The 18,961-nt window shown below is 56.3% G+C and carries 14 protein-coding genes; 1 reads left to right on the top strand and 13 read right to left on the bottom strand.

The annotated features are described in order from the left end of the window. Positions 1-22: 22 nt before the first annotated feature. Positions 23-3,568 carry a DNA polymerase III subunit alpha gene (dnaE, locus tag GCN74_RS10930; protein WP_226938985.1) on the bottom strand — a complete coding sequence of 1,182 codons (3,546 nt, stop codon included), beginning with the start codon at positions 3,566-3,568 and terminating at the stop codon, positions 23-25. 213 nt (positions 3,569-3,781) lie between these two features. On the opposite strand from dnaE, the gene GCN74_RS10925 reads away from it, so the two are divergent. Then, the gene (locus GCN74_RS10925) at positions 3,782-4,690 is read left to right on the top strand and encodes a sulfurtransferase (RefSeq protein ID WP_226938984.1); all 909 of its coding nucleotides are present in this window, start codon (positions 3,782-3,784) and stop codon (positions 4,688-4,690) included. A 118-nt stretch (positions 4,691-4,808) separates the two neighbouring features. On the opposite strand, the gene GCN74_RS10920 is transcribed toward GCN74_RS10925, so the two are convergent. From GCN74_RS10920 to pseH, 12 genes are all read right to left on the bottom strand, one after another. Beyond that, positions 4,809-6,071, bottom strand: a complete 1,263-nt coding sequence (locus tag GCN74_RS10920) for a lipopolysaccharide biosynthesis protein (protein ID WP_152256705.1) — start codon at positions 6,069-6,071, stop codon at positions 4,809-4,811. Positions 6,072-6,123: 52 nt separating this feature from the next. Next, complete coding sequence (locus tag GCN74_RS10915) at positions 6,124-8,070, bottom strand: polysaccharide biosynthesis protein (protein WP_152256704.1); 1,947 nt, start codon at positions 8,068-8,070, stop codon at positions 6,124-6,126. A 115-nt stretch (positions 8,071-8,185) separates the two neighbouring features. After that, positions 8,186-8,746 (bottom strand): sugar transferase, encoded by a 561-nt coding sequence (locus GCN74_RS10910; RefSeq protein ID WP_152256703.1) that lies wholly within the window; start codon positions 8,744-8,746, stop codon positions 8,186-8,188. Further along, positions 8,730-9,716, bottom strand: coding sequence for an NAD-dependent epimerase/dehydratase family protein (locus GCN74_RS10905; protein ID WP_193317036.1), 987 nt, complete (start codon positions 9,714-9,716; stop codon positions 8,730-8,732). The genes GCN74_RS10910 and GCN74_RS10905 overlap by 17 nt, the downstream gene beginning before the upstream one ends. Before the next feature lie 61 nt (positions 9,717-9,777). Next, positions 9,778-10,536 (bottom strand): glycosyltransferase family 2 protein, encoded by a 759-nt coding sequence (locus GCN74_RS10900; protein ID WP_152256701.1) that lies wholly within the window; start codon positions 10,534-10,536, stop codon positions 9,778-9,780. Continuing rightward, the gene (locus GCN74_RS10895) at positions 10,526-12,094 is read right to left on the bottom strand and encodes a capsule biosynthesis protein (RefSeq protein ID WP_152256700.1); all 1,569 of its coding nucleotides are present in this window, start codon (positions 12,092-12,094) and stop codon (positions 10,526-10,528) included. The genes GCN74_RS10900 and GCN74_RS10895 overlap by 11 nt, the downstream gene beginning before the upstream one ends. A gap of 13 nt (positions 12,095-12,107) precedes the next feature. Further along, positions 12,108-13,391 (bottom strand): O-antigen polysaccharide polymerase Wzy, encoded by a 1,284-nt coding sequence (locus tag GCN74_RS10890; RefSeq protein ID WP_152256699.1) that lies wholly within the window; start codon positions 13,389-13,391, stop codon positions 12,108-12,110. Positions 13,392-13,471: 80 nt separating this feature from the next. After that, complete coding sequence (locus tag GCN74_RS10885; RefSeq protein ID WP_152256698.1) at positions 13,472-14,731, bottom strand: hypothetical protein; 1,260 nt, start codon at positions 14,729-14,731, stop codon at positions 13,472-13,474. Between the two features lie 132 nt (positions 14,732-14,863). After that, positions 14,864-15,802 (bottom strand): UDP-glucuronic acid decarboxylase family protein, encoded by a 939-nt coding sequence (locus GCN74_RS10880; RefSeq protein ID WP_152256697.1) that lies wholly within the window; start codon positions 15,800-15,802, stop codon positions 14,864-14,866. Positions 15,803-15,917: 115 nt separating this feature from the next. Beyond that, a complete protein-coding gene (locus tag GCN74_RS10875; RefSeq protein ID WP_152256696.1) occupies positions 15,918-17,243 on the bottom strand; it encodes a UDP-glucose dehydrogenase family protein in 1,326 nt (441 codons plus the stop codon). 118 nt (positions 17,244-17,361) lie between these two features. Next, positions 17,362-18,405, bottom strand: coding sequence for a pseudaminic acid synthase (pseI, locus tag GCN74_RS10870; protein ID WP_152256695.1), 1,044 nt, complete (start codon positions 18,403-18,405; stop codon positions 17,362-17,364). 5 nt (positions 18,406-18,410) lie between these two features. Then, positions 18,411-18,959, bottom strand: coding sequence for a UDP-4-amino-4,6-dideoxy-N-acetyl-beta-L-altrosamine N-acetyltransferase (gene pseH / locus GCN74_RS10865; protein ID WP_152256694.1), 549 nt, complete (start codon positions 18,957-18,959; stop codon positions 18,411-18,413). Positions 18,960-18,961 lie beyond the last annotated feature (2 nt).

Below are 18,961 nucleotides of genomic sequence, written 5' to 3'. Positions count from 1 at the left end.
TCATTTGCAACGCGGCCAGCGGTCAGTACTCGACCGCCACCTCTTGCGCACCGAGCACCTGCTCGAGCGCCGTCTGCAACTCGTCCGATGGCGCCACGCGCCACGCATCGCCAAACTGCAGCACGCAGCTGACGCCCTGCGGACTGACCTTGGCGGCGATCGGCAATCCATCCTCGGCCCGGTGCGGCATGATCACATCGCTGATGCGTTTCATGTCCAGCGTCGTGGGCAGGGTCAGGCCCAGCTGGCGGCCATACTGCACGCGCGCGGCGATGATGTCGAAGGCGCTCTCGGCCGTGATGCGCAAGCCGCCCGAGAAACGGTCTTCCGACACCTTGCCCACGACGGCCAGGAATTCATCTTCCTTGAAGATTTTCCGGTTGGAATCGAACAATTCGCCGTACACCGTCACTTCCACCGTGCCGCTCTTGTCGTCCAGGGTGACGATGAGGATCTTGCCCCGCTGCGTCATCTGCGTGCGCAAGCCCGTGATGACGCCGGCCATCATGCGCGGTTCGCGCGACGGCGACAGTTCCGACAATTTCGTGCGCGCAAAACGGCGTGCCTCGGGCGCATACGAATCGAACAGGTGGCCGGACAGGTAGAAGCCCAGCGCGATCTTTTCCTCCGTCAGGCGCTGTTTATCGGTCCACACGGGTACCTTGACGTACTCGGGCGGCGCCACCATGTCGCTGTCGTCGCCGCCGAACAGGCTCACCTGGTTGGCCGCCTTGGCCGCCTGGTCGGCGCATTCCATGGCAAAGGCCACGGAGGCGAGCAGGATGGCGCGGTCGACCTTCAGGCAGTCGAAGGCGCCGCTGCGGATCAGCGATTCGATGGTGCGGCGGTTGATTTGCTTTTTATCAACACGTTTGCAGAAATCGAACAGGCTCGTAAACGGCCCGCCCGCCTCGCGCGCGGCGATGATGGCTTCGATGGCGTTCTGGCCCGAGCCCTTCACAGCGCCCAGGCCATAGCGGATCTGCGTAACCTTCTTGCCGCTGACGGACGGCGCCGCGCCGCTCGGCGTGAAGCGGTAATCGGATTCGTTGATATCGGGCGGCAACAAGGTCAGCTTGCAGATTTCCAGCGAGTCTTCCACCAGGATCTTGATCTTGTCCGTGTCGTCCATGGCCAGCGACAAGTTGGCTGCCATGAAGGCGGCCGTGTGGTGCGCTTTTAAATATGCCGTGTGGTAGGACAGCAAGGCGTAGGCGGCGGCGTGCGATTTGTTGAAACCGTAGCCGGCGAACTTTTCCATCAAGTCGAAGATCTCGTCGGCCTTTTCCGCCGTCAAGCCGTCTTTTGCCGCACCGGCGCGGAAGATCTCGCGGTGCTCGGCCATCTCCTCGGCCTTCTTCTTGCCCATGGCGCGGCGCAGCATGTCGGCGCCGCCCAGCGAGTAGCCGCCGACGATCTGCGCCATCTGCATCACCTGCTCCTGGTACACCATGATGCCGTAGGTTTCGGACAGAATCGATTCCGTGCGCGGATCGGGATAGTCGAAACGTTCGCCGTGCTTGCGCTTGCAGAAGTCGGGAATCAGGTCCATCGGGCCCGGACGGTACAGGGCCACGAGCGCGATAATGTCTTCGAAGCGGTCGGGACGCGCATCTTTCAGCATGCCCTGCATGCCGCGCGACTCCAGCTGGAACACGGCCACGGTCTTGGCCTTGGTCAGCAGGTCGTAGGACGGCTTGTCGTTCAGCGGCAAGGTCGCCAGGTCGAAGTTCGCCTGCGCCGGATCGAGCTGCTTGATGTAGCGCACGGCACGGTCGAGAATGGTGAGGGTCGTCAGACCCAGGAAGTCGAACTTCACCAGGCCGACGGCTTCCACGTCATCCTTGTCGTACTGCGACACGACGCCGGAATCGCCGCCCTGCGTGTACAGCGGACAGAAATCCGTCAGCTTGCCCGGGGCGATCAGCACGCCCCCCGCGTGCATGCCGATATTGCGCGTGATGCCTTCGACCTGCTGCGCCAGGTCCAGCAGCTGCTTGACCTCTTCCTCGTTTTCCAGGCGCTCCTTGAGCAGCGGTTCCTCTTCGATGGCGTCGGCGATCGACACGGGCTTGCCGGGCTTGAACGGGATCAGCTTGGAAATGCCGTCGCAGAAGTTGTAGCCGAAATCCATCACGCGGCCCACGTCGCGGATCGCGCCCTTGGCCGCCATGGTACCGAAGGTGGCGATCTGCGAGACGGCCTCCTTGCCATACAAATCCTTGACGTGCTGGATCACCAGTTCGCGCTTTTCCTGGCAGAAGTCGATATCGAAGTCGGGCATCGATACCCGTTCAGGGTTCAGGAAACGCTCGAACAGCAGGTTGTACTTGAGCGGATCGAGGTCGGTAATCTTCAGCGCATATGCCACCAGCGAGCCCGCACCCGAGCCACGGCCCGGGCCGATCGGCACGTCATTGTTCTTGCCCCACTGAATAAACTCGGCCACGATCAGGAAGTAACCAGGGAACTTCATGTTGATGATGGTGTTGTTCTCGAACTCCAGGCGCGCCTCGTAGCGGGGACGCTCCTTCTCGCGCTGCTCCGGGTCCGGATACAACTGGATCAGGCGCTCTTCCAGGCCCTTTTTGGTTTCCGCCCGCAGGAAATCGTCGATGGTCATGCCCGGCGTCGGAAAGTTCGGCAATTGCGGCTTGCCCAGGGTCAGCGTCAGATTGCAACGCTTGGCGATTTCCACCGAGTTTCGCAGCGCGGCCGGCAGATCGTGGAACAGCTGGCTCATTTCATCCTGCGTGAGGAAGCGCATCTGCTCGTTGAAGCGTTTGACACGCTTGGCGTTGGCCAGCATCTCGCCTTCGGCGATACAGACGCGCGCCTCGTGGGCAATAAATTCTTCCTGCGAAATGAACTGCACGGGATGCGTAGCCACAACCGGCAGACCCAGCTTCGACGCCAGCGCGACCGAATGCCGTACCTGCAGCTCCTGGTTGGGCTGTCCGGCGCGCTGGATTTCGATATAGAAATGGCCGGGGAACAGCGCCGCCCACTTGCTGGCATGGGCTTCAGCCAGCGCCAGGTTGCCGTTTTCAATCGCCGTGCCGACATCGCCAAAGTGCGCGCCAGAGAGCGCAATCAGGCCATTGGCCGCGCTATCGTCCGGATACAGTTCGTATCGATTGCTGGGCAGCGCCTGCAACCATTCGTAGCGCACCTCGGCGCGCCCCTTGTGCTGATTGGTCAGCCAGGCCTGCGACAGCAGCTCGCACAGCTGCAAATAGCCCATGCGATTCTTCGCCAACAACAGCAAACGCGACGGCTTGTCGCGGTTATCGTCGTTGGTGATCCATACCTCGACGCCGACCACCGGCTTGACGCCCTTGCCGCGCGCTTCCTTGTAGAACTTGACCATGCCAAACAGGTTGGACAGGTCGGTGACGGCCAGCGCCACCTGCTTGTCCTTCGCCGCCGCCTTGACCACGTCGTCGATGCGCACCAGGCCGTCGACGATCGAGTACTCCGAATGCACGCGCAGGTGAACAAATCCGGGACCTTGCGGGACTTGCTGCATCGCTTGCGGTGAACCTGCCGGAGCGCCGGCCTCTTGCATTACCATTTCCATCCTGTGTACCGTTTCCTGCAAAATTCAATGGGGTCTATTCTACCGCGTCGCGGCCAGGGACCGGCGATGTGGCGCCCGGTTGCAAGCAAGAAATTCCTGTCGCGCGCGGCCCGCCGGCATGCGACAAGGCGGCATGGCGGGTATCCCGCCCGGCCCGCCGGGCTTATAATATCGGCTGTTCAGTCTAAGCCGATCGCCATCATGCAAGCCATCACCCCAGCAACACCGTCCGTTTCCGCTGCCGCCAGCCCGCTGGGCGCCACGCCCGCCGCCACTTTTGTCAATATTGCAGCGTATAAATTCATTACGCTCGACGATACGGAAGCCATGCGCCCCTTGTATCAGGAGCAATGTCTGGCGCTGGGCCTGAAGGGAACGATCCTGCTGACGCCGGAGGGCATCAATATGTTCCTGTCGGGCACGCGCGAGCATATCGACGCCTTCCTCGCGTGGGTGCGCAGCGACGCCCGCCTGGCGGACCTGGAGTGGAAGGAAAGCTTGTCGAATGAGCAATCGCACAAGCGCATGCTGGTCAAGCTCAAAAAAGAAATCATCACCATGCGCATGCCGCTGATCAAGCCGGAACTGGGCCGCGCGCCGTCCGTCGACGCGCATACGCTCAAGCGCTGGCTGGACGCCGGCGTCGACGATGCGGGCAAGCCCGTGGTCATGATGGAAACGCGCAACGCGTTCGAAGTGGATGTGGGTACGTTCAACAACACGCTGGATTACCGTATCGACAAGTTTACGGAATTCCCGGCCGTCGCCGCTGCCCACAAGGATGAACTGGAAGGCAAGACCGTCGTCACCTTCTGCACGGGCGGCATCCGCTGCGAAAAGGCGGCCATCCACATGAAGGAAATCGGCTACGACAGCGTGTACCAGCTCGACGGCGGCATTCTCAAGTATTTTGAAGAAGTGGGCGGCGAGCACTACACGGGCGACTGCTTCGTGTTCGACTACCGCACGGCCCTGAACCCGAAACTGGAACCGACGGAAACCGTGCAGTGTTTCGTCTGCCGCGCCGTCGTCACGCCGCGCCAGCAGCTGGCGCCGGAATACGTGTATGAAGTGTCATGCCCGCATTGCTACAAAAACAAGGAAGAATAACACCCCGCTCCCCGGACCGGCAGTAAACTGAAACGCCCATCCTGGCCATTGCCTGCCAGGATGGGCGTTTCCAATTCCGCCAGCACATTGCTGCACATGGCGGTCATTGCAGCGATATTCAGTCCGCCATCTTCAGGCGGTTCGCCTGCCACCAGCTGCGGCCAAATACCAGCAGCGAGAAGAATGCCAGGCCGGCCAGGAAGCCTGCCAGCAAACTGTTCGACAACCGGCTGGTGCGGTTTTCCGGCAAGGTTGGTCCCGCAATAAAGCGGCTCTTTTCCAGGTAGACAGCCGTGGCTTTCTGGTTGTCGACAGTAATCATGTTGAAGACTTCCTTGACGGACTCATCATTCAAGTCGCGCTTCTTGAAGACGTTTTCCTTGATCGCTTCCAGCGCCAGCAAGAGCGCTTCGCCCGACTTGTTGCTATCGAGCGCAGCCTTGGCGCCATCATAGTACTCGCGCAATATGATATTTTGCTTCTGTTCGCGCTGCGCCTTGAGAATCGCTTCGTTGGCCATCAGGGCATCGACCTCGGTCGACATCAACTGCGTCGCTGGCGACAGATATCGGGCATTATCCTCGGTCACGCTGACCACCTGGCGGCCGCCCTGCGCCGCAGCGTCAGGATAGCGCGCAACAATTTTCCTCAAGGTCTCGCCTTTACGGGCGAAACTTTCCAGCCGCTCTTTGTTGCTGATAATCTCGTTATCGAGCTTGGTGATCTTGCTGGTCAAATCCAGATGCTTGGAACGCAGGAAGTCCGAATACACCAGATAGATCACGCTATCCATCGTATAGCGGCCCAGCAGGGTAACCATGCGCTGCGCATCCTGGGGCGTTGTTGCCTGGTAGCTGATACGCAAACCGATGACATTATTGCTGATATCCTTGGCCGTATCCATCAACTCCTTGGCATCGAGCTTGGTCATCGGGTAAATCGGCTCCAGGAATTTGGAAAAATTGTCGCGCGCGATCAAGGTACGGCGCAACTCCTGCACCGTAGGATCATTGTTCAGCTTGACTTGTTGCATGTAGTCGTCAAAGCGGCCGCTGCTGCTCAAGGCCGCCACATAGCGTTTATAGTCGCCCAGCGCGATACCGGGAGGCGCTTCCTTTTCTTTTTCCTTGTCCTTTTCCTTGTCTTTCTCAGCAATCACCTGTTCTTTAGGCACGGGTATCGCACCGCCAAACTGGTAGAAGCCTTCGCTTTTGTACGTTGCCATATACAAGGTAAACAACACGCACAAGATCATCACGGCCACCGTACCGCCGACGATCAGCTTGCGGCCTTTCCATAAAACGATCAGTATCTCCGTCAAGGAGAATTCAGGCGCACCTTGCTGCTCCGGCGCTTGCTTCATTTCTGCCAATTTGTCCATGATTCTTCTTTAGCTAATAAGTACATCAAAAATAAAAACGTCTGTCTGACCGTCAGTCGGCATTGGCCTGGCGCGCCATCACCACGACCGGGCTATTGCCCTGCGCAGCGCGCTGGGCATTCCAGACCCAGTCCTCGATGCCGCACTGCGGTTCATATTCGCTAACGATCTCCAGCAACAGCGTTCGTACGGCGGCCTGGTCGAACTGATCGCATGCCCTCGTCAATTCGCCAAGCATGCCTTCCAGCTTCGCCCAAGGAATTTCCACCTCGCGCGCGCGCATGATCAAAGGATGGTCCGTGCCTTCAACATTATCGCCAATCAACAACTCTTCATACAGCTTCTCGCCTGGACGCAAGCCTACGTGATGAATTTCAATCGTGCCATCGGGTGCCTGCTCACTTTTCACTTCCAGACCACTCAAATGCACCATGCGCTTGGCCAGGTCGACGATTTTGACGGGGTCGCCCATATCGAGCACGAACACGTCGCCCCCCTGTCCCATGGCGCCCGCCTGCAATACCAGCTGCGCGGCTTCGGGAATCGTCATGAAATAACGCGTGATTTCCGGATGCGTGATCGTAATCGGTCCGCCCGCCATGATCTGCTTGCGGAACAGCGGCACAACCGATCCCGAAGAGCCCAGTACATTGCCAAAACGGACCATGCAAAACCGCGTCTTGTCCTGTTTGCGGGCAAATGCCTGCAAAATCAGCTCTGCCAGCCGCTTGGTGGAACCCATGACATTGGTCGGACGAACGGCCTTGTCCGTAGAAATGAGCACAAAACGCTTCACCTGGGCATCGACCGCGGCACGCGCCATGCTTAGTGTTCCCAATGCATTGTTACGTATGCCTTCGATGGGATTATGTTCCACCAGTGGCACATGCTTATATGCGGCCGCATGATACAAAGTTTCAACACGGAAGGTCCGCAAAATTCTTTCGCACTTGGCGGTTTCCAGCACGGAACCCAGAAACGGCAGCAACTCCACGTCGACCCGCAAGACTTTTTTCAATGCCTGCAATTCCTGTTCGATGGAATACAAGGCAAATTCCGACATTTCATACAGAAGCAGACAGGCCGGCCGCTGACGCAATATCTGGCGGCACAATTCCGAACCGATCGACCCGCCAGCCCCCGTCACCATGACCGTCTTGCCAGAAATACACATGGCCATCAAGTCCTGGTCCGGCTCCACCGCGTCGCGCCCCAGCAAATCCTCGATTTCGATTTCGCGCAAATCCTGCACCTGCGTACTGGCGCGTATCAAGCTCTTGATTGGCGAAGTCACCAAGGTCTTGATTTTCAGCGGTTCCAGTTTTTCCAGGATACGCCGTTGCTGCGCCTTGCTCAGGGACGGCATGGCAAGCAGCACCTTGCTGATGTTCTTGCTTGCCACCAAATCCGGCAAGGCGTCGGGCGCATATACCCGCATGCCGCCGATACTGGCGCCATGCAGCTCTTTCTTGTCGTCAATTAAAGCGACTACCTTGTACTCGCCAGCATGGTTCAAGGCCTGCGCCAGCTGATTGCCGGAAGCGCCTGCGCCATAAACGACCACGCGAATGCCATCCGCACGCCGGTTGGTGTACAGGAAATACGCGCGCGCCAGGAAACGGCTGGCCGCCACATACATGATGGCGCACACCCAGAAGATGCCGAAAACGCCGCGCGACAAGCCATTCATGCCATTCAAAAACACCGCCATGGCCAGCAATACGGCCACGGACAAACTGACGCCAAGAAACACCACATAAACGATCTTGTAGTCGATAAAGCGGATCACCGCGCGGTACAGCCCCAATTTGATAAAAATAGGCAATGAGACGAGCGGTGCCGCCAGGATCAGCCAGATGTAGGGGGAAAACTGGGCATTTGCCAAGCCATCGAAACGCAAGGCAATCGCAATGCAAAAAGTCAGCGGCAAGAAAAACAGATCGGCAAATGCCGCCACAATCTGCTTGTGAAAACGCGAAAAATTGAATACGGGCTTCATTCAAAGCTTCCTTTTTCTACAGCGGCTGGCGCCAGTGCCGGGCGGCACCGGGCCTGCGCCATCACCGATACGCGATTGCCAGACACAATCGCTGGCAGACCGGACGAGATATTCATCAATGGGTCACTCCATCCCGGCGCACCACTTTCAGGAAAGTCAGGAACAGAATGCGCAGATCGAGCGCCAGCGAACGGCGCTGCAAATAATCGACGTCCAGTTTGACCTTGTCCACGATAGGCAACTCATCGCGCCCATTGATTTGCGCCCATCCCGTCAAGCCAGGCAAGATGCCGTCGACACCATGGCGGCTGCGCAATTCGATCAGGTCGTACTGGTTGAACAAAGCGGGACGCGGCCCCACAAAGCTCATGTCGCCCTTCAATATACTCCACAGTTGCGGCAATTCGTCGAGGCTGGACTTGCGTAAAAAGGAGCCCACCGGGGTCAGGAATTGCTTGGGGTCCGGCAGCAAATGTGTCGCAACAGCGGGGGTATCGACACGCATGGTGCGAAACTTCGGCATCTTGAAGATCTTGTTGTGCCGCCCCACACGATCGGACCAGTAAACGATGGGACCCGCGGACGTCAGCCGCACCATCAGGGCGACCAGGCCAACCGGAATAAGCAGCAATAACGACGCGATCAACGCCAATACCAAATCAAATACTCGTTTCATTCATCTTCCCTGATATGTATTCCCGTCCCGCGCGCTCGAGTGCCGCGCTACTGTCGTATGGCGCGCGCCACCCAAGCATGGTCCTGGCTTTAGTCGTATCAACCAGCAATTGTGCGGTCAATTTCGCATACATTTGCCGCTTTCCGCAGAGCGTCGCCACGGCACGCACCACGGCCGCAGGAATGGGCCATATATGTTGGCTTTTGCCCATGCCCGTCCCTATGTGCCGGAAAATATCGCCCAGCGTCAAACTTTGCTCATCGGACACAAGAAATGTTTCTCCGGCAGCAGCCGGATGCGTGGCGCACACGTGCAGAAAATCCACCAGATTCCAGATGCTCAACAAACTGCGCCGGGCGGGTATTCTACCAAAGGGCAATGGCAGGGATTTGGTTGCCAGCTTGAGCAACAAGGCAAAATTGCCCGGTGCGTCAGGGCCGAAAACCAGCGTCGGCCGCACAATGACAAATTGCATTTCGGATCCGGGAATCAGCTCTCCAATCATTTGCTCCGCTTCATGCTTGCTGATCGCATACAAATCATGCGGAGCCGCCGCATCCTTCTCCGTAAATGGATGCGCAGCGCTGGCATTGCCATTCACGCCGATCGAGCTGACAAAGACGAAGCGCTTGACACCGCAACGGGCCGCATCGGCAATCAAGTGCCGCGTCAGCTCCACATTTACTTTACGAAACTCCGCCAACGGATCGGCCACGTCATCGTGCAAGACATGGGCACGCCCGGCAAGGTGGATGACGACATCGCAGCCCTCAAACACCCGGCTGTCCGGCGCCAGCGCAGCCAGATCCTGGACGACTTGCTTTACCTTGACCGGCTGCGCACCCTGCGCACGCACGATCGCCCGCACCTGGTGCTGCCGGTCGCTCAAGTGGACGCATAACTGCCTGCCGATAAAGCCATTTGCACCGGTCACGGCGATGTGTCTGGATGCACCTTGATTATTTTGCACAATATAATTACCTGAAGAAAAACTACGTTGCCAGCTCGCACCGGCAACGGTGAATGGCCGTCTATGAATTGCGATACTTTCTGGAGGCGTTCCAGGCATAGTTCACGAAATACCACGACGAAGCGAGGACGCCCAGTTTTTCCAGGTCGCGATAGGCGCGCCACACTTTCATGGCCGACTTGCTCTTGTTGCGGGAGAGCGACTGATTCACCACGCGGTAACGCATCAGGTCCTCGCGCAAGCCATGCGCCACCAGCCCGCGCTTGAGCACGGTCAGCCACAAGGCAAAATCATCATAATAAGTACGCGTGATGGCAAACGGCCCCGTCTTCTCGCGATCGATGATGGCCGTGGACGTGGCAATTGCCGTATTGCCCAGCAACTGGCGATACGTGAGGCTCAAGGGGATGGCAATCGGTTCGCCGCAGCTATCGCCGTTTTCGGAAATACGCCGGAAACTGGTGTAGGACAAGGGGGCCGCCGTGCTTTCCATGAAAGCCAGCTGGCGCGTGAGCTTTTCCGGCAGCCACACGTCATCGCTATCGAGAAATGCGATATAGCGGCCGCTGGCCGCCTTCAAGGCCGTTTCGCGCGCCACCGCCGCGCCGCCGTTTTTTTCATGGCGAATCAGGCGTATGCGCGCATCCTCCGCAGCCAGGCGCTCGATGACCGCGCAGGTATCATCCTTCGAACAATCATCGACGATCAACATTTCCCAGTGCGGGTAAGACTGGCTTTGCGCCGAACGTATCGTCTCTTCCACAAACCTGGCCGCGTTATAGGCCGGTGTGATGATCGATACCAGTTTATTATTTTCCATGCCACAAATCCCCTGTAGGTAACTTTTCACGCGCGCGGTCCAGCCAGCGCAAACCAACGCGACGGCCGATGTCGATTTCCGGACGTACAGGCCTGCCCTCATCGAATACCGCCAGCTGATCCCATTTCTTGTCCAGCATCTTGGCCACCACTTCCATTTCACTGCGGTCATCGGCGGCCACTTCCGGATCATCGCTTTCAAGCATGCCGGAGCACAGCGCACGCACGATCCTGCCGGCGTCGGCGCCCGCAAAATAGCGGAAGCGCGACGGCGTCAACGCTTCGACATAGTCAGTGAATTGCGCAAAACGGCGCGCCATCGTATAACCGTAGCGCAAGGTGCGGCGAATTACATCCAGCGGTTCATGCTGCTCCAATGCCTGCAGCTTGTACAATTCGCCACGATTATCCAGATGCACGGCGATGCCCGCTTCCTGATACGTGGAATGGCCCAGGCAGATAATCTTCTTGCCGCAGGCACCCGCCTCAAACGCCGCGCTGCTGCCATTGACCAGCAAGATGTCGCATTGCTGGATCAAGTCAAAAGTACTGGCTGTTTCGCGTGCGCCGATGCAGCGGATGCCCTGGCCTTTTGCCCAGTCGGCGTAATAGCGTTCGGAACTGGCGCCGTCGGCGACGCCAATCTTTTCGCTCCAATTGGGATGACAACGCAGCACCACATTCGCCGCGGGAATACCCAGCGATGCCAGCACCAGTTCAAAGCCTTCCACATAGCTTTCCCAGCCGCTTTCCTGTTCAGGGTGTCCCTGGAATTCATTACGGCTGCTTGGCAGTATCAGCACCTTGGGACCGGCAACGGCATCGGTCGGCCAGTCGGCTTGGGTGGCATTCAGGTTATACGCCCGCCACTCCTTCAAATTCGTGCGCACAAAGCGCGAGGCAATTAATTGGGCTGCCACGCCGGCCTGGCGCGCGGTCAGCGGCACGTCGCGGTACTGGGTATTCAGACGGTCGACGTCTTTCAAGGACAGGCAGTTGGCCTGAGGGATGAATTGCAACCCATCACTAAACCACGACCGTTCCATCGTCAGGTAAGGAATGGACAGCTGTTCGCACGCATAAGTGATGGCACGTGTGCCATCCATCCTGCCGTTGAAACAAATCACGCCATCGAGCTGATTGTTCTTGATCCATTCAGCGGCATTGCCAAACATCGTTTCGACGGGCTTGTGGAAAGTTGCCCTCAATGCCAGATAGTCGGGCAAATGTGTATCGGCTTCCGTTTCGGTACGCAACAAGGTACATGCGCTCGATGAGGCCAATAAATTACGCTCTTCTTCGGACAAGTCAACGCGATGCTTGGCACGGACCGAGGTAATTTGCGAAACCGGGAATGAACGGATGCCGCCCGCCATGCAGGTAGGACATTCCGCCAACTTGGAGGTTCCCTTCAAGGCCCGCCCATAGCAGTTATCCAGCGCACTGTCACATGTCAGGAAGAACACTTCGTGGCCGGCTTCTTTCAGCAGTGTCGACACATAGTACAAATGTTCGACATGGGGCCGAAATGAATACAGGGAAACTAAACCTAAACGCATTTTTACACCTACTTTATTTTGTAATTCTGAATTTGGAAAACAATACGCCAAACATGATAAATTCGAACACGATGAAGGGAAAACTCATCAGATCAGGGGCAAACAGCAATGGTGACAGAAATAGCACGGTATATACGGAAGATATAAAGCCAACCCGCAGCAGGGACATTTCTTTCGCCCGCGCGAAGAAATTGGCGCAGCCTGTCAACATGCCCAGCAACAATGTACCTGCACATAACAACAAATAACCGCCATCATGGAACAAGGCTCCAGGCAATGAAGGAAAACGCCCGGCAAGAAACCAGTCAGTACTCTGCGGCCCCAGTACCCCCAGCTTTGACAGCAAGGTACGCAAGTGGTTAAACAGAATCAAGGGGTCGCCGCTGTATTCCGCCTGATGCTGCAAATACTCGGCAAAAATGAAAACGCTGTGGCACAGATAAGTGATGATCAACATGCCAAAGGCGACAATGGAACCCACGACGGGAAAGGCACTTTCCAGTTTTGCCGGCCATGCCAGCGTCCCCAGTCCCATGTATTCCTGCATCCCTTCCATATATGCCGAAGCCGAAACACCATCCTGGGTAGCGCTGGCGCGCGACATGAACACGTAAAAAATATACATGATCATCACGGCTCCCAGCACCATCAATCCTGTCTTGGTTCTCGGTGACAGCGTGTACGCCTTGCCCCCGCGCTCCAGGCGCATGGCATAAAAAGCGAAAGCAAATGTCAGGGTCAGCAAGATGATGGTTCTGCCGCCGGTGAGAATAGAATTGAGCATCACAAACAGGAACAAACTGCACAGAGCGACACCAATCCTGGCAGAGCTGAGCGAGGCAGGCTTGAGCATGATAGGCACCAGCGTCACCACAAAGCAGGTCGAGAAGGCATAGCCCATGACGCTATATATTGACGATACGCCCTCGCGTCCCTCGCCCAGTTCGCGCCACTCTTCCCGGGCCCGTGCCAGCTCGCCGCTGTAGTCGATATGCTGTACCTGAATCTTGTCAAACATGAGCGCCAACAATCCCAGCAAGGCGAGCCACACGCTCAGCTTCAGAATGGTGCGGGAAATACCGGCCGGAATTGCATAGCGCTGCGTGTGATCGTTCCGGATATTTTTTTCCAAAAAATGGTGCGTCAACACGGCGGCGAGCAAGGTCAATACAACAAACAGGATGTCCAGCATCACCGCCTGATGCATTTCCGAGGTCAACGAATAGGCAGGGGCAACTGCAACCAGAAAGAAATACAGCAGCCAAATCCCAACAAATGCGCGCAGACTATAAGACATAGGTTTGTTTCAATAAAAAATAATCACAGCATGGAGCGGCCTGCAAGTATGGCCGGCCAAGTCTCTTCATCAGGCCAGAATCAGGAAGCTGCCCTGTGTCCGACGAAAAACGCCAACAATGCATTGACGAAGTAGTTTCCTGCAGCTAAAAACAGCGCCAGCAACGTAAAGTTGTACGGATCCTGCATCCACGCAGTCCCATCCAAAGCAAAGCGGCAATAGACAAATGCCACCACAATCAAGATGACCTGCGTCACCAGCAAGCTCACATGGCGATGTGTAATGATCAAAAAACTGGACCAGAAATCCGACACCCGGAATGCCGCCGCCGCCAGCAAGGGGAGAAACAAGGGCAAAGCATCCTGATATTGCCCATACCAGATGGGGATAGCCCAGGCGATCAATTTATTGGCGAGCAGTACAAACACCAGTGCTGCCAGCAACAGGCCCACCGATACCAGCGCCGTCACGCGCAACGCCTTCTGATCCGAACCAGCCACGCGACGTTGCGCAATCAGCGGAAACAGGCCTGCATTCAAGAGTGCCTGCATCGACAAGGCAGCCACCAACGGTATCCACGAAAAGGAATACAAGCCGAATTGCTTGGCACTGAGGACATCCGCCGCCAGCCACCGATCAACACTGGTACTCAAAAAGGATAATGTCGTTCCCAACAACAGAATGGCCGCGACATGCCATTCCTTCTTCGTGAAGCCCTTCTTGCACAAGCCTGCAAATACGGCCCAGGAAAAACCTATCCCTTGCAGCATTTTCTTCATCAAGTTCACGCTCAGCACGACGGTGACCGCCAGTTCCGCCAGCAAGATGCCCAAGGCGCCGCCGCCCAGCGCGGCCACACCACTGGCCACAACACAGCACAGTACCGTTCTGAGCAGGATCTGCAAGGAGTACGGCACCATCTCCAGCCGGCTACGGCTGTCCAGTACGACCAGCATGAAACTTTGTTGCGCCCAGCCATGAATAACGGCGATCAACAAGGCCAGTCCCGCCACATTCAGCGGCACATAGCCAAACAGGGGAGTGACGCACAACAGCAGCGCCACCGCCGACGTAATCATGCAAGCCTTACCCAAAATAACCAGGCCGCGGCGGTAGCGTTGATGGGCAAACATGGCCGGCAAGTCGCGCTGCGCCAGTATCTGAAAGCCGCAGCTACCGGCCACACAGAAAAATCCTGAAATCAGCAGCAACTTCGACAAGAGGCCAAAGTCGTCCACGCTCAGTAATCTGGCATAGATACCGATGCGGACAAAACCGATCAATGCCGCCAGACCGAGTATCGGTGTGTACTTCAGATGTGCGATCAGGCGCGCCGCCAAGGACTGAACGCCCCTAAAAATTTTCAAAATTTCACTTCCGACATTTGTTTAAGCCGACGTGGCGCATGCGGGGAAAGCATGCGCGCACAATCGGCCAGTCATCACCGCGATCAGCTTGTATGGCCCACCGTCTTACAGATGCAATTCTTTCTTGAAATACTCGATAGTGCGCGTCAAGCCATCTTCCAGGCTGACCTTCGGTTCCCAGCCCAGCTTTTCCTTGGCCAGCGCAATGTTTGGCTGACGCTGTTTCGGATCGTCCGATGGCAGGGGTTTGAAGACCAGTTTGCTGGTCGAACCCGTCAGCTTCAAGACCATTTCAGCCAGTTCCAGCATCGTGTATTCACAAGGATTGCCGATATTCACAGGACCGGTGAAATCGTCCGGCGAATTCATCATGCGCACCATTACATTGATCAAATCATCGACATAGCAGAAGCTGCGAGTCTGCTGGCCTTCGCCATAGATGGTGATATCTTCGCCGCGAATTGCCTGCACAATAAAATTGCTGACGACACGGCCATCGTTCGGATGCATGCGCGGGCCATAGGTATTGAAGATGCGCACCACTTTGATCAGCAAAGCGTGCTGACGCCAGTAATCGAAGAACAGGGTTTCAGCGCAGCGCTTGCCTTCGTCGTAGCAACTACGGATGCCCACCGGGTTCACGCGGCCCCAGTACTCTTCCGGTTGCGGATGCACTTCCGGATCGCCATACACTTCCGACGTCGATGCTTGCAGGATGCGCGCTTGCAGGCGCTTTGCCAATCCCAGCATGTTAATGGCGCCATGCACGCTGGTCTTCGTCGTTTGCACGGGATCGAACTGGTAGTGCACGGGCGAGGCCGGGCATGCCAGATTGTAGATTTGTTCAACTTCTACATACAAAGGAAAGGTGACGTCGTGGCGCATCACTTCGAAATACGGATTGGTCATCAAATGCGCGATGTTACGCTTGCTGCCGGTAAAGAAATTATCGACACACAAGACATCATTACCCGTCCGTATCAATTCCTCGCACAAATGTGAGCCAAGAAAACCGGCACCGCCGCTTACTAGAATTTTTTTCATCGCAATATACTTTTAAAAGTTTGCCTATTCGGCAGGTTTGGCGGTCAAGCGCCCATATCAATATGCGGCGGTGCGGCGGCCAGCATGGAGCCGGCACGCCCCGCCTGCGTCGCTGCTATGCCCGGCGGCCAATCGGGAAATACTCAAAGCCATGCGCAAGCACCGTCGCCGGGTCGTAAATATTCCGTCCGTCGAAAATCACCGGCGTTTTCAATTTTTCCTTGATCGCAGCAAAATCAGGGCTGCGGAATTCTTTCCACTCGGTCACGATCACCAGGGCATCGGCGCCATCCAGGGCGTCCTGATGCGATTCCGCAAAGGTGACTCCCTCTTGCCCAGCATAAATTCGCTTGGCTTCGTGCAAGGACACGGGATCGTACGCGCTCACCACGGCACCGGCCGCCAGCAAATCGGCGATCAGCTCACGGCTTGGCGCTTCACGCATGTCATCCGTATTCGGCTTGAATGCCAGACCCCAGATGGCGAAACGCATGCCCTTCAGGGTGGCGCCAAAACGGGCCTTGATTTTTTTTGTCAGCACATGCTTTTGGGCATTGTTGACCGACTCCACGGCATTCAATATCTGCAGATCCTGCTGGTGTTCCTTGGCGGTACCGATGAGCGCCTTCACATCTTTAGGGAAACAGGAACCGCCGTAGCCGCAACCGGGATACAGGAAGTGATAACCGATGCGGGGATCGGAGCCCATGCCCAGGCGCACCGACTCGATATCGGCGCCGAGGCGCTCGGACAAATCGGCCAGTTCGTTCATAAAGGAAATACGCGTTGCCAGCATCGCATTCGCTGCATACTTGGTCAGTTCGGCCGACTTCACATCCATGATGATCAAGCGCTCATGGTTGCGCTGGAACGGCGCATACAACTCGCGCATCAGGTGGATAGCCTGTTCATCATCGGCGCCCACGACGATACGGTCGGGACGCATGAAATCGTCGATGGCGGCGCCTTCCTTCAGGAATTCCGGATTGGACACTACGCTGTAGCCGATGTCGGCGGAACGCAATGCCAATTCTTCTGCAACAACGGCAGCAACCTTGCTGGCCGTGCCTACCGGTACCGTCGATTTGTCGACAATCACCTTGTAACCCTGCATGTGCTGACCGATGCTGCGCGCTGCCGCGAGCACATACTTCAGATCGGCCGAGCCATCTTCATCTGGCGGCGTGCCGACAGCAATAAATTGCACCGAAGCATGATCAACAGCTTTCTTGACGTCGGTGGTGAACTGCAGGCGGCCGGCGGCGATATTACGCTGTACCATTTCCAGCAGATGCGGCTCAAAAATAGGGATGCCGCCTTCATTCAGGATACGGATTTTCTCCGCGTCCAGGTCCAGGCACAGCACATTGTTGCCGACTTCCGCAAAACAGGTACCGCTGACCAAGCCAACATACCCCGTGCCAATGACAGTCACATTCATAATCTTACTCTTTTAAAAATCTTCTACTTTATCGATGGATAATGGCTATCCCGTCTGATGCTGGCAACAGAAGCCGGCATCAGGCATCAGGCCCATACGGGCATGGCGAACGCGATGCTTAACCGATCAGGTCCCAGGACAGGGGCGTACCGCGCGGCACATCGCTGGTCACGCACTTGCCCAGGAAAACGTCCATGAACTTGGTCGGCAGACCCAGGCCAGGACGGATTGCACGCAGATTTTCCTTCGTTAACTTCTCGCCCGCCTTGATATCTTGCGAAACATACAGCGAACGACGGAATTGCAGCGATTTCATCTCGGCTGCGGTGGGACCGTAAGCAACGTGACCCAGCGCTTGCCAGGCACGCTCGGTCTCGACCACCAACTGCGCCATTTCAGCCGGTTCCATCGAGAACGTGCTATCGACACCGCCGTCGGCACGGCTCAAGGTGAAGTGTTTTTCCACCACACTGGCGCCCAGCGCCACGCTGGCCACCGACACGCCCACACCCATGGTGTGATCGGACAGGCCGACTTCACAGCCGAATAATTCACGCAAATGAGGAATCGTCAGGATATTCGTATTCGCGGCCGTGGCAGGATAAGTGCTGGTGCATTTGAGCAGAATCAAATCGCGGCAACCGGCCTCGCGCGCTGCGCGCACGGTTTCGTCGAGCTCGGCAACGGTTGCCATGCCCGTGGAAATAATCACCGGCTTGCCGGTGGCTGCCACGCGGCGTATCAATGGCAAGTCTGTGTTTTCAAACGAGGCAATCTTGTAGCAGTCCATGTCCAGCGTTTCCAGGAAGTCGACTGCCGTGTCGTCAAACGGTGTGCTGAACGGGATCATGCCAAGCTCGCGCGCGCGCTGGAAGATAGGCGCGTGCCATTCCCACGGCGTATACGCTTCACCGTACAGCTTGTACAGCGACGTGCCGGCCCATAAGCTATTCGGGTCACTGATATGGAACTCCCGCTCGTCAATATCCAAGGTCATGGTATCGGGCGTATAAGTCTGTATCTTCAAACCATGAGCACCGGTTCTAGCCGCAGCTTCAACGATTTCCAGTGCGCGTTCCAGCGATTGATTATGGTTGCCAGACATTTCGGCGATAACGAATGGAGCATGACCTAAACCAATATTTCTATCTTTAATTTTCATAGTTATCACCGAAAACAACGGTTGAAGAGAGTATTCTTACTGGCAACCCATTCCGTATCGAACAAGGCAAGCGCCACGACATCCTGAAATGATTCAGATTTTTTCATATGTTGCTTGAAAAGACCTTCTTGCTGGAAACCAAATTTCTTGTGCAAATTGACGACCAATTGGTTAAAAGAAAACACTTCGCAGCACAGCTTTCTGAAATTTAGAACTTCAAAAGCCTGTACCAGTGCAAAATATTCCATTGCGGAACCAGATCCCTTGGGAACATCTGTCTCACCCAGATAAAATGCCCAATCTGATCGACGGTCCAAAACATTAACCTTGGTAAAAGAAACAAAGCCAACCGGCCTTTCCTGATACTCAAAAACAAAATAATGATTAACCGTATCAAGCAATGCCTTTTCAAACCATTTATTGTGCTCCAGCTCACCAATAATATGGTCCGTATACATATTTTCCCGGATGTTATCTTTATTACGCCAAGTGCGCAATAAATCACGATCCGAAGCCTTGATTCTTCTTAAACTATAGTCGGCAAAAGATGGCATAT

Origin of the sequence: Janthinobacterium sp. FT14W, assembly GCF_009208755.1 — a bacterium.
GTDB classification, from domain to species: domain Bacteria; phylum Pseudomonadota; class Gammaproteobacteria; order Burkholderiales; family Burkholderiaceae_D; genus Janthinobacterium; species Janthinobacterium violaceinigrum.
This window is presented reverse-complemented; position numbering and strand designations above follow the sequence as displayed.

Excerpts from the sequence above, each read along its gene's own strand:
- dnaE (WP_226938985.1), bottom strand. The coding sequence starts at position 3,568 with ATGCAAGAGGCCGGCGCTCCGGCAGGTTCACCGCAAGCGATGCAGCAA.
- GCN74_RS10925 (WP_226938984.1), top strand. The coding sequence starts at position 3,782 with ATGCAAGCCATCACCCCAGCAACACCGTCCGTTTCCGCTGCCGCCAGC.
- GCN74_RS10920 (WP_152256705.1), bottom strand. The coding sequence starts at position 6,071 with ATGGACAAATTGGCAGAAATGAAGCAAGCGCCGGAGCAGCAAGGTGCG.
- GCN74_RS10915 (WP_152256704.1), bottom strand. The coding sequence starts at position 8,070 with ATGAAGCCCGTATTCAATTTTTCGCGTTTTCACAAGCAGATTGTGGCG.
- GCN74_RS10910 (WP_152256703.1), bottom strand. The coding sequence starts at position 8,746 with ATGAAACGAGTATTTGATTTGGTATTGGCGTTGATCGCGTCGTTATTG.
- GCN74_RS10900 (WP_152256701.1), bottom strand. The coding sequence starts at position 10,536 with ATGGAAAATAATAAACTGGTATCGATCATCACACCGGCCTATAACGCG.
- GCN74_RS10895 (WP_152256700.1), bottom strand. The coding sequence starts at position 12,094 with ATGCGTTTAGGTTTAGTTTCCCTGTATTCATTTCGGCCCCATGTCGAA.
- GCN74_RS10890 (WP_152256699.1), bottom strand. The coding sequence starts at position 13,391 with ATGTCTTATAGTCTGCGCGCATTTGTTGGGATTTGGCTGCTGTATTTC.
- GCN74_RS10880 (WP_152256697.1), bottom strand. The coding sequence starts at position 15,802 with ATGAAAAAAATTCTAGTAAGCGGCGGTGCCGGTTTTCTTGGCTCACAT.
- GCN74_RS10875 (WP_152256696.1), bottom strand. The coding sequence starts at position 17,243 with ATGAATGTGACTGTCATTGGCACGGGGTATGTTGGCTTGGTCAGCGGT.
- pseI (WP_152256695.1), bottom strand. The coding sequence starts at position 18,405 with ATGAAAATTAAAGATAGAAATATTGGTTTAGGTCATGCTCCATTCGTT.
- pseH (WP_152256694.1), bottom strand. The coding sequence starts at position 18,959 with ATGCCATCTTTTGCCGACTATAGTTTAAGAAGAATCAAGGCTTCGGAT.